Source organism: Nocardia sp. NPDC046763 (assembly GCF_040645495.1).
Lineage (GTDB): Bacteria > Actinomycetota > Actinomycetes > Mycobacteriales > Mycobacteriaceae > Nocardia.
Genome location: NZ_JBEYYI010000027.1, coordinates 1 through 10095, shown reverse-complemented (window position 1 = coordinate 10095; position 10095 = coordinate 1). Strand labels below are relative to the sequence as shown.

Below are 10095 nucleotides of genomic sequence, written 5' to 3'. Positions count from 1 at the left end.
CAACACTCCCTCTCACCGTCCTCTCGCGGCGAGGACGTCAACCCGTCCTCCCGCGCAAGACCACGACACCATCGCGGCTGTTCCCGGACAAGCCCCGGGTTTCACGGGCGGGCCGGCACGGATGCCACGCAGAGGGGTTCGAGTCCCGCCTCGCGCATTATTCGAGCGCACAGCATCCCCCAGGCACCCCCCTTACCGAGGCGCCAAAGCCGACCGCTCCAACGCTGCTGACCTGACCCCAGGATTTCTATCCTGGACCGAATCATTGGGGTCCCGTCACGGCGACTGCTGATTGCCCGGCGCCCTCGGGTGTCAAGCCTCACTTGATGTTCCGATGAAATCTGGCGACTTCGCGCAGGATTTAGGCTCGGATATTGGTCGCGATACCGTTCTATCGCGTTGTGATAGAACGGTATTCAGCCGATCTCCAGCACATACTGATGTGGATTTCCTCGGACCTCAACATGATCGGGTCGTTTACAGCAGAGTCAGGAAAAAGAAGTCTCGGAAGCGGGACCGGTTCCTCAGTACTGATCGATCACGGGTCGGTCGGAACCACCGCTACCTCCGGTGCCGTGTCGTTGGGCCAGCAGGCCGCGGCTCATCAGCACAATGTTCAATGCCAACAGGACCATGATGGCGACATAGGAGACAATCTCGGGTCCGGTACCGGTCCATCCGGAATCCATGCCGTTGTAGAGGATCCACAGGATGAACAGCGCGCTGCCCGCGATGGAGATGAGTTTGAGCCAGGTCATGATGCCTTCTTTCGCGATGAACCAACCCACGCCGAGCAACCAGCGGCGGCGGAGGGGACCGGCAGTGATCGATGCGGCCTCGGCGAGCATGGCCGCTCCCAGGTCGCGACGCCCGGACGGCAATAGCCGCACGCCGAACGACAGTGCGCGAGTGGGCCGGTCGGGGTAATTCATGCCAGACCGCCCGCCAGTCGCGGCGAGCTGATCGTAGGGCGCGGTCGCGTCGATTGCGCGGCAACGGCCACCTGCTCGGCGAATGCCCGACCATCCGGCGTGAGCCGGTACAGATGCCGCCGCGGCCTGCCGACCGGCGGATCCTCTTCCCATCGGCTTTCGAGGATTCCGCGATCGGTGAGCCGACCGAGGATCGGGTACAACGTGCCTGCCGCGAGCCCGCTCGACCGCGCCAGGTCGTAGCCGTGTCGCCACTCATCACCGGGAATCATCAAGGCGTCCAAAACAAGTCTCGTTTGCGTCGAGGGACGACGAACAACCATGCACTAACTCTATCTAGATAGACTTTGCGTCGCAACCAACCCTGCTCTTGAAAGTGGGTGAGGTGGGCAGGTACCCGCCCTCACCCGTGGGCGCCCACCGGCCGAACCTTGTTGCGCCGGTCCGGCAATCGCGCAGCGCTTCCAGCTCAACTGAGAGCACTTCTTGTTGGCTCGTGGTCAGTTGGTGTGGCGGCTGAGGACTTCGTAGGCACGCAGGACGTCCTCGGGGAACACCAGGATGTGTAGGCGGTGCAGTCGATGGTGGTGCCATCGAAGAGGCCGATGGGCGGGATCGGTCGCGGTGGTGGTTCGTACGTCGTGGGCGTGCAACAGGTTTCGTGTGGCGCGGGCGGCGTGGTCGTCGAAGACGGTTGCCGCGGCGACGAGTAGACCGTAGGCGTCTGGTTGCGGTCGGGTGAGCAGCGTTTCGGTGCGCCGGTGCGGGAATTTCATGTGTGTTCACGGCCATCCGGTGTCACGTCGGAGGACTGTTCGCGCCCGGTGATGCGCTGCTGGTAGGTCCGTAGGACGGTCAGTTGGGCTGATTCGGCGGCGTGGTCGGCGCGGCGGAGGGCTGCGACTTGGTCGGGTGGGTCGGCGCGGAAGAAGCTGCCGCTGCCGGGCCTGCCGGCGATCCCGAGTCGGTTCATCTTCTTGGGCACGGGTGCGCCCTGATAGTCCAGCGGGACCGGGTGGCCGTGGTCGTCGACGGGGCCGAGCGATTGGTGCAGCTCGATGTATTCGCCGTGGGGCAGGCGCCGGATGACGCCGGTTTCGATGCCGTGCTCGAGTACGGTCCGGTCGGCTCGCTGCAATCCGACGCAGATCCGGTAGGCGATGAAGTAGGCCAGCGGCGGCAGGAGCAGGATGCCGATGCGTCCCGCCCACGTGGTCGCGTTGAGGGAGATGTGGAACGCGTAGGCGATGATGTCGTTGCCGCCCATCAAGGTCAGGATCACGTAAGCAGTGATCGACATGGCGCCGATGCCGGTGCGCACCGGCACATCCCGGGGTCGTTGCAGCAGGTTGTGGCGGGCGGTGTCGCCGGTGAGGCGTTTCTCGATCCAGGGGTAGACGATCAGCACCGCGAAGATCAGGCCCATGATCAGGGCGACCCAGAATGCGGCGGGGATGGTGTAGCGGCCCAGATACAGCTCCCACGGCGGCATGGTGCGGGCCAGGCCCTCGGTCCACATCATGTAGAAGTCCGGTTGCGATCCCGCCGACACCTGGGAGGGGTTGTAGGGGCCGAGGTTCCAGATCGGATTGATCTGCAGTAGGCCGCCCATGAGCGACACCGCGGCCAGGGTGAACGCGAAGAACGCGCCCTGGTCCAGGGAGAAGACCGGCACGATCCGAGTGCCGATCACGTTGCGTTCCGTCCGCGCCGGACCGGGGTATTGCGTGTGCTTCTGGTACCAGACCAGGGCGATGTGGGCGGCGATCAGGGCGAGCATGATGCCGGGGATCAGGAGCACGTGGGTGATGAACATGCGGGGCACGATGATGTTGCCGGGGAAGTCGCCGCCGAAGAGTAGCCAGTGCATCCAGGTGCCGATGATGGGCAGGCCCATCGTGATGCCGCCGAAGGCTAGCCGCAGCCCGGTGCCCGAGAGCAGATCATCGGGCAGTGAATAGCCGAAGAAGCCCTCGAACATGGCCAGGATCAGCAGGATGGAGCCGATGACCCAGTTGGCTTCGCGTGGTTTGCGGAACCCGCCGGTGAAGAAGACCCGGAACAGGTGGACGATCATCGAGGCGACGAAGAGCAGTGCGGCCCAGTGGTGGACCTGACGGATGAACAGGCCGCCGCGGACTTCGAAGGAGATGTTCAGGGTGGATTCGTAGGCCCGTGACATCGTCACTCCGCGCAGCGGCTGATACGGCCCGTTGTAGACCACATCGGTCATCGACGGATCGAAGTACAGCGTCAGATACACGCCTGTCAGCACCAGGATGATGAAGCTGTAGAGCACGATCTCTCCGAGCAGGAACGACCAGTGCGTGGGGAAGACCTTGTTGATCGACCGTTTGATGAACGCAGCGGCCCGATAGCGCTCGTCGGCCGCGTTGGCCTGGACGGCGAGGGCGGATGTGTTGCGTCGGATCCGTGCCATGACCGGTCTCCTTGGGCATGCCGGGTCGCGTCTGCCCGGCAGAGCGGGACATCACGCCTTGTCGATTTTGGTCTACGCCGCGAAGATGAAGCATTCATGAAGATCAACTCGCTGCGTTCCGGAGGCCCGGCGTAGGTGTAGGCATGAACGGGATGGACTCTCACGTCAGGGTTGCCCGGCGTTGCCGATGCCGAGAATGTGGGCGGGAGGCTGATCCATATGCGTGTGCTGGTGGTCGAGGACGAACAGAAGATGGCACGGCTGCTGCGCCGGAGCCTGATCGAGGAGGGGTACGCCGTCGACGTCGCGGCGGACGGACCCGATGGCTACGGTGCGGCCGCCAGCCGCGCCTACGACGCGATCGTGCTCGACGTGATGCTGCCCGGATTCTCCGGGTTCGAAGTGTGCCGGCGATTGCGGAACGAGGGCGTTTGGGTGCCGGTGCTGATGCTGACCGCGCACGGCGCGGTGCGCGACCGGGTCACGGGGCTCGACGATGGTGCCGACGACTTCCTCACCAAGCCGTTTCATCTCGACGAGCTGTCCGCCCGGCTGCGGGCCCTGATCCGCCGCGGACCCATCCCGCGGCCGACGGTGCTGCGCGTGGGTGATCTGGCCATCGATACCGCGGCACGGCGGTGCTGGCGCGGTGACGACGAAATCGTCCTCACAGCGAAGGAATACGCCATGTTGGAGATGTTCGCGCGGCAGCCCGGCGCGGTGCTGACCCGGGAACTGCTCACCGAGCACTGCTGGGATTTCGCGTACGAATCACGCTCCAATGTCGTGGACGTCCACATCCGCGGACTGCGCGACAAGATCGACCGCCCGTTCGGCGTGACATCTCTGGAGACCGTGCGCGGCGCGGGCTATCGCCTGCGTAGCGACGGTGGCCGGATAGAAAGCCCGACAGCATGATTCGCCGCTGGCCTTTCCACATCGAACTCACCGTAGTGCGAGTCGTCGGAGAGCATATGGTTGTGCACCCACGTCGATGCCGCCCGTGCGCAGCGCGTCGATGACCTTGTCGATTTCGGTTGCGGTCGGGGCGAAGTCGCCATTGACAGCGGCCTTGCCGGCACCCTGAAGTCGAATCGATACCCGTTGCCGGGAGCCAAAGAAGCCGCAGGTCGCTGACCTGCGGCTTCTCCAAGGTGGTTCTAGCTGGGATCGAACCAGCGACCCCTCGCGTGTGAAGCGAGTGCTCTCCCGCTGAGCTATAGAACCGTAGCTCGTCGCCGAGGCGACTGTCCGGCCCGGGGACTCCCCGCTCCGGCTGAGAGAACATTAGCGCGTCCACCCACCGGCATGCCAAATCGGGTGCACCGTCGCTCACTGCCACGCACGGTAGGCAGCTCGGCCGGCGTCGGTCAGCGCGTCGAATTCCGCGTCGGTGCGGGCGATTTCAGCGGCAGGACGGACGCACGCCGAAACACGGCCGTATTTTTCCCGATACGACACGGTGCCCGGGCGGCGGTAGTTTGCCAGGATTAGGGTGCCCGAGCGATCGGGTGCGGATTCACGACGGAGGAACCTATGAAGTTGCGTATTGCTGGAGTACTCGGCGCTGCCGCAGTGGCCGGGATGGTGGCGGTGCTCGTGCCCGCGACAGCGGGCGCGTCGACCGGCACCCTGGTCTCGAACGGCAGGGTTCTCGTCGACCCGTCCGGTTGCGTCCGGATCAAGCTCACCGACCTGGACACGACCACCGTGACGAACTCGACCGACCAGGACGCCACCTTCTACGCCAGCACCGACTGCTCGGGCGACCCCATCGGCACCGTGGCCGCCGGAGCGAACGGCACGCCCCCGATGGCGGGCAGCTTCTCCATCAACTGAGGACTGCCACCCCGCCGACGCGACGGCCTGGCCAGTGCATCACACCTGGCCAGGCCTCGGTCCCAATGACCCTCACCGCTCGGGCAGCGGCGGCGAGGGCGTGAAGACGACCGGGAGGGCGGTCAGGGCGCGATGGAATGGTCCTGGCCGCCAAGACAATTCGGGGGCCGGGACCGCCAGCTGGATTTCCGGGAGGGCGTCGAGCAGCTGGTCGACGGCCTCCTGGGCGATCAGATAGGCCAGCGAATTGGCGGGACAGGAGTGCGGGCCCGCACCCCAGGCGAGATGCGAACGGTTGCCGGCCAGCTCCTTGTCGCGGATGGCCGGATCGGTATTGCAGGCGGCCATGCTGATCACGACCGGCTGATGTGCGGGCAGCCAGTAGTCGTCGATGAGAACAGGCAGGGGTGGGAAGCTGATGCAGAAGTTCGCCATCGGGGGATCGTCGAAGAGCACTTCGTCGAGCGCGTCCCGGGTGGACAGACTGCCACCCAGAGCGCTGCCGCGGAACCGCTCGTCCACCAGGAGCAGCAGCAGCGTATTGGCGATCAGATTCTGCTGCGGCTCGATACCCGCGCCGTAGAGTGTGGCCAGCTGGTGCGCCATTTCGGTATCGCCGAGCTCGGCGGGATGGCGGAGCATGCGGGTGGTGACGTCGTCGCCCGGGTGCGCTCGTTTGTGCAGGGTCAGCCGCAGCAGAGCGTCCGCGAGCAGCTTGTTGCCCTGTTCCGCGCCGATGCCCTCGAAGATGGCGCGGAACCCCTCCGCCGCCTGCCCCGCAATGTCCACCGGACAGCCGAGCAGGTGGTTGAGCACCCGGAAGGCCAGCGGAAAAGCGTAGTCGCGCACCAGATCTGCCGACCCGGACGCGCAGAACGCATTGATCAGCGACACCGCGACCCGGCCCACCGTGCCCTGCAGACCGTACTGATCGACTCCGGCCAGCCCGGCAGTATTGGCCCGCCGGTACCGCGCGTGCTCGATTCCCGCACTACGCAAGGCATTCGGCCGCCACTGCATCATCGGCAGGACCGGACAGTCGGCGGGAACCCCTGCCTGCCACTCCCGCGGATCGGCGGGAAAACGGTCCGGATCGTTGAGAATCCTTACCGCCGTGCGATATCCGAGTACCAGTGTTGCGGGCACGCCCGGCGCCAACTCCACCGGAGCCAACGCCCCGAACCTGTCCCGCATCTCCCGATAGACCCGGTGCGGATCGGCCGCGAACTCCGGCGTATAGATGGGCACCCGCGCACCGGCGGCATCGAACGCCCCGGCATACCGGCCGCCACCGGCCGGCACTGACTCTGACATCGAACCCACTCCACATGCTGCGCAGCACTCCACCGACGCCCGACACCGCATATCCCGGACCCGGACCGAGGTGTCACCATACCGACGCGAGCGCTCCCCCGTGTGCCCATCGCGTTCTTTTCTACGCGGCGCGAGTGACCGGGGGGAATCCGGCCGGGTTCGACGAAATCATTGACAAGGGTGATCCGGAGTCGCAGGCTTTACGAGGCGCAATTGTTGTCTCGACAGTTGCTGTCGATATCCGGTTGTCAGTGATCGTCGCCGAAGCGGCGAAGGGAGCTGCACAGCGCACGGAGATTCGGAGGACGCGGTGTCATCCCGCGTCCGATCTCGTAGTTCGGACGGAACCTACCAATGCGGAGGTTTGAGATGTCTGATCGCAAGGGCCGAAAACCCAGCCAGATGGCGGGCAAGGCCAAGCAGGGCATGAAGGATCAGAGCCAGCGCATGGAACGCGACGCGGACCGGCTGGCCGACGACGCCAGGCGTGGTATGGACCGGGTGGGCGAAGGCATGAGGCGAGAAGGCCAGCAGGCAAAGTCGGACATCGATGACCGGACCAAAGAGATGAAGCGGAAGTTGCAGCACCACTAGCCCTTCCGCATGACGATGGCCGGTCCATCGGAAATCTCCGATGGACCGGCTATTCCACCAGCTCGAAGACGAAATCACTTGTGCCGATACGGATTTTGTCGCCATCGGACAGGACCGCGCTGTCGCCGATCCCGTCGAGCCCGGTGGCGGGGCCTGCCAGTCCCGTTCGGCCCGAACGGGACTCGGTTCCGTGGCAACCGAGTCCCGTCAATTCGGTTATTTGCCGGAGACGTTCGGGGTGAACGGCTCGTTGATGGTGGTGAAGTACTGGATCACCGACGCGATGGCGACCGGGGCGGTGAGCAGGATCGCACCACCGAAGGCGCCGACACCGACGCCGATCGGGATGCCCGCCAGACAACCCGCCAGCGGGCCTGCGCCGAAGAGAGTCGCCAGGATTCCGGTGACGACCGCACCGGCGAACGCGCCCGCTATGCAGCCGGCCGCCCCTCCGATCGCAGTGCCGAGGGCAGCTCCGGCCGCCGCGGCGCTGGTGATTTGCAGTGCGGCACGGGAGAATGCGGCCTGTTCGCGCTCGTAGCGGGTACGCCACGGCGCTTCGTCCTGGTAAGGCAGAGCTACGGGAGTCAGGGTCGCGGTGCCGCCGGCGATATTCGCCTCGACGGGGTAATCGATATCGTCGATGCGCACCGACAGCGGGACTCCCGCCAGGACAGTGCCGTCGTCGGCCTTGATCTTGAAGGTGTTGTCCTCGACTACCATGCTTCCCGCATCGATCGTGATGACCGCTGCCGCGCCGGTATTCGTGGCGTGGTAGTTCACACCGGTCGTCGCCGTGGCGGCAGTCGGATTCGCAGGCTCGGCCGAGCTGGCGCCCGCAGACACGGTCAGGGCGCCGGCGGCCAGGGCGGCAACGGCAATCAGTTTGATCTTCATTGGATATTCCTCATCTTCTTTCCGAAAGGGGACAGATCGATCGACGGAAACGGCTCAGTGCGCCGCGCCGCCGGTCGCGGGAGTGCGGCCGTGCCGCATGATCAGGGCGATCGCCAACGCGATCAGGGCAGTGACCGCTGAAAACCAAAAGCCCAGTTCGTAACCCGAATCACTGAATACTCCGGCCAGGAGTTTGGTGGTGGGCGAATGTCCGTCGACGGTGACTTCGGCGGTGACGGGATGGGCACGGAGAAAGGCGGTCACGACCGCGACGCCGACGGCCATGCCCATGCTCTGCATGATGCCGAGCATGCCCAGGCTGATGCCCTGCTGTTCCTGGGGAACACCTTCGACCATCAGAATCGGCATGGAAGCGTGATAGAGACCGAAACCGATGCCGAAGGCGATGTTCAGCCAGAAGAATGTCACCCACGAGTGGGAGAGAAGCGCGAAACACGCTGCGGAGGCAGTGAAGAGCGCCAGGGCGCAGACGAGAGGCAGCCGGGCCCCCAGCCTGCGGGCCAACGCTCCGGCGGCAGCACCGAAGACCATCGACAACACGGCCTGGATCAATTGGACGTGCGTCGCGAACTGCAGCAGAGTGAACCCGTCTCCGTAGGTGTAGGCCGGATTCAGGGACACCGCGACCGCATCTGGCGAGAGAACCGGCCCGCCGGACTGCCGAATTCGCGCGAGCGTGGCGTGCTGGATACCCGTGGACACTGTTGCCGCGCTTGGTGACTGCGCCATGTAGGCGATGGCGAACGAGTGCACGCCGTTGTAGAACGAGGCGAGCAAGCCGGCCAGCAGCACCAGACTCACCCGGGGCTGGAACAGCAACGTCATATCCATGATGGGCCGGGCCGACCGCATCTCGACCAGGAAGAACAGCGCCAGCAGCACGATTCCGCCGATCAGCCAGGCCAGCGTCGCCGCTCTGCCCCAGCCCCAGTCCTGTCCCTTGTTGAGATAGATGAGTACCAGGCACGAACCGATGGAAAGCAGTGCGGCGCCGACCATATCGATGTGATCGCGCACCCGCAGCGCCGATTCGGGGACGACGGCCACCACCACGGGCATCATCAGCAGGCTGAAGCCGCCCAAGCACCAGAACACAGCACGCCAACTGAAGCTGTCGACGAGAAATCCGCCGACCAGTGGACCGCCCACCGCCGCGAAGCCGATGCCGGTGGCCGTGATCCCCAGACCCAGTGGAATGTACTTGCGGGGCAACAGGTCGCGGATCAATCCATAGGCGATGATCGTGGTCGCGACGGCGGTGGCCTGCAGGCCGCGTCCGATCAGGAAGACCACCCAATTGCTGGTGACCGCGCACAGCAGGCAGCCGATCACGAATAGCCATCCGCAGATCAGGAACATGCGCTTCTTGCCCCAGACATCGCTCATCTTGCCGATGACAGGCGAGGCGACGGCGCCGACGAGTCCGAAGATGATGATCGACCAATTGATATCGGCACCGACGCCGGGGAAGCTCGGAGCGATCTTCTGTAGAGCTGCCGCCACGATCGTGTATTGCATCGGAGTGACTTCGGTGAACAACACGATGACGGTGAGTACCGCGAAAACACGGGCGCGGGAGGTTTCGGATAGTCGACCGGTATCCCCGGGTCCGCCCGGAACACCACGACTCTCATCGGACGCCGGCGCGTCGGATGTGACAGACATCAATGTCCTCCCTGAGAATTCATGAAAAGGGGATTGGGTGAAATCTGCCACATTCGAAAGTGGTTGCTATGACCCAAGTCTCGTTGATCGGGACGTTCAAGTTGAGCTCTTGAAAACGTCGACTTCGAGCTATATCGACTGTCACTCAGGGCATTTCGAAGGACACACGAGACGAGGCGCGTGGCTGCCCACGCGATCCGGCCAGCGCCACTATCTCCATCAACCAGCAAGGGCCCGGGATACGTATCCCGGGCCCTTGCATATTGAATTGTGCTGGGGCGAAACCCCTTGTGCTGCAGCGTCAGAAGGCCGCTTCGTCCAGCTCCATGATGTCGTTGTCCAGGTTGGACAGGACGGTGCGGACCGAGGTCAGCTCCGGCAGCACGTTGCGGG

11 protein-coding genes and 1 tRNA gene are annotated in these 10095 nt (G+C 64.7%); 3 read left to right on the top strand and 9 right to left on the bottom strand.

Annotated features, from left to right (window positions below; genetic code table 11):
• Positions 1-524 precede the first annotated feature (524 nt).
• From ABZ909_RS33240 to ABZ909_RS33225, 4 genes are all read right to left on the bottom strand, one after another.
• Positions 525-932 carry a hypothetical protein gene (locus ABZ909_RS33240; protein ID WP_357007666.1) on the bottom strand — a complete coding sequence of 136 codons (408 nt, stop codon included), beginning with the start codon at positions 930-932 and terminating at the stop codon, positions 525-527.
• Entirely contained in the window at positions 929-1204 is a 276-nt protein-coding gene (locus ABZ909_RS33235) for a helix-turn-helix transcriptional regulator (protein WP_357007664.1), read from the bottom strand. Before ABZ909_RS33235 ends, ABZ909_RS33240 begins: the two co-directional genes overlap by 4 nt.
• A gap of 228 nt (positions 1205-1432) precedes the next feature.
• Positions 1433-1708: a hypothetical protein gene (locus ABZ909_RS33230; protein WP_357007661.1), complete on the bottom strand. Its 276-nt coding sequence runs from the start codon at positions 1706-1708 to the stop codon at positions 1433-1435.
• Positions 1705-3372, bottom strand: coding sequence for a cytochrome bc complex cytochrome b subunit (locus ABZ909_RS33225; protein ID WP_357007658.1), 1668 nt, complete (start codon positions 3370-3372; stop codon positions 1705-1707). The genes ABZ909_RS33230 and ABZ909_RS33225 overlap by 4 nt, the downstream gene beginning before the upstream one ends.
• Before the next feature lie 219 nt (positions 3373-3591).
• On the opposite strand from ABZ909_RS33225, the gene ABZ909_RS33220 reads away from it, so the two are divergent.
• On the top strand, positions 3592-4290 hold the full coding sequence (locus ABZ909_RS33220) for a response regulator transcription factor (protein WP_357007655.1): 699 nt from the start codon (positions 3592-3594) through the stop codon (positions 4288-4290).
• A 27-nt stretch (positions 4291-4317) separates the two neighbouring features.
• On the opposite strand, the gene ABZ909_RS33215 is transcribed toward ABZ909_RS33220, so the two are convergent.
• Positions 4318-4467: a DUF1259 domain-containing protein gene (locus ABZ909_RS33215; protein ID WP_357007946.1), complete on the bottom strand. Its 150-nt coding sequence runs from the start codon at positions 4465-4467 to the stop codon at positions 4318-4320.
• Positions 4468-4527: 60 nt separating this feature from the next.
• A tRNA-Val gene (locus tag ABZ909_RS33210) sits at positions 4528-4599 on the bottom strand.
• Between the two features lie 309 nt (positions 4600-4908).
• Here ABZ909_RS33210 and ABZ909_RS33205 point away from each other — a divergent pair.
• Positions 4909-5211 (top strand): hypothetical protein, encoded by a 303-nt coding sequence (locus tag ABZ909_RS33205; RefSeq protein WP_357007653.1) that lies wholly within the window; start codon positions 4909-4911, stop codon positions 5209-5211.
• A gap of 72 nt (positions 5212-5283) precedes the next feature.
• Here the strand turns inward: ABZ909_RS33205 and ABZ909_RS33200 are convergent, their stop codons facing one another.
• Positions 5284-6525 carry a cytochrome P450 gene (locus tag ABZ909_RS33200; protein WP_357007650.1) on the bottom strand — a complete coding sequence of 414 codons (1242 nt, stop codon included), beginning with the start codon at positions 6523-6525 and terminating at the stop codon, positions 5284-5286.
• 369 nt (positions 6526-6894) lie between these two features.
• Between ABZ909_RS33200 and ABZ909_RS33195 the strand changes: the two genes are divergently transcribed.
• Complete coding sequence (locus ABZ909_RS33195) at positions 6895-7119, top strand: hypothetical protein (RefSeq protein WP_357007647.1); 225 nt, start codon at positions 6895-6897, stop codon at positions 7117-7119.
• A gap of 216 nt (positions 7120-7335) precedes the next feature.
• Here the strand turns inward: ABZ909_RS33195 and ABZ909_RS33190 are convergent, their stop codons facing one another.
• Both ABZ909_RS33190 and ABZ909_RS33185 read right to left on the bottom strand, forming a co-directional pair.
• The gene (locus tag ABZ909_RS33190) at positions 7336-8016 is read right to left on the bottom strand and encodes a hypothetical protein (RefSeq protein ID WP_357007644.1); all 681 of its coding nucleotides are present in this window, start codon (positions 8014-8016) and stop codon (positions 7336-7338) included.
• A 54-nt stretch (positions 8017-8070) separates the two neighbouring features.
• Positions 8071-9702 (bottom strand): MFS transporter, encoded by a 1632-nt coding sequence (locus tag ABZ909_RS33185; protein WP_357007641.1) that lies wholly within the window; start codon positions 9700-9702, stop codon positions 8071-8073.
• Positions 9703-10095 lie beyond the last annotated feature (393 nt).

Excerpts from the sequence above, each read along its gene's own strand:
- ABZ909_RS33240 (WP_357007666.1), bottom strand. The coding sequence starts at position 932 with ATGAATTACCCCGACCGGCCCACTCGCGCACTGTCGTTCGGCGTGCGG.
- ABZ909_RS33235 (WP_357007664.1), bottom strand. The coding sequence starts at position 1,204 with ATGATTCCCGGTGATGAGTGGCGACACGGCTACGACCTGGCGCGGTCG.
- ABZ909_RS33230 (WP_357007661.1), bottom strand. The coding sequence starts at position 1,708 with ATGAAATTCCCGCACCGGCGCACCGAAACGCTGCTCACCCGACCGCAA.
- ABZ909_RS33225 (WP_357007658.1), bottom strand. The coding sequence starts at position 3,372 with ATGGCACGGATCCGACGCAACACATCCGCCCTCGCCGTCCAGGCCAAC.
- ABZ909_RS33220 (WP_357007655.1), top strand. The coding sequence starts at position 3,592 with ATGCGTGTGCTGGTGGTCGAGGACGAACAGAAGATGGCACGGCTGCTG.
- ABZ909_RS33205 (WP_357007653.1), top strand. The coding sequence starts at position 4,909 with ATGAAGTTGCGTATTGCTGGAGTACTCGGCGCTGCCGCAGTGGCCGGG.
- ABZ909_RS33200 (WP_357007650.1), bottom strand. The coding sequence starts at position 6,525 with ATGTCAGAGTCAGTGCCGGCCGGTGGCGGCCGGTATGCCGGGGCGTTC.
- ABZ909_RS33195 (WP_357007647.1), top strand. The coding sequence starts at position 6,895 with ATGTCTGATCGCAAGGGCCGAAAACCCAGCCAGATGGCGGGCAAGGCC.
- ABZ909_RS33190 (WP_357007644.1), bottom strand. The coding sequence starts at position 8,016 with ATGAAGATCAAACTGATTGCCGTTGCCGCCCTGGCCGCCGGCGCCCTG.
- ABZ909_RS33185 (WP_357007641.1), bottom strand. The coding sequence starts at position 9,702 with ATGTCTGTCACATCCGACGCGCCGGCGTCCGATGAGAGTCGTGGTGTT.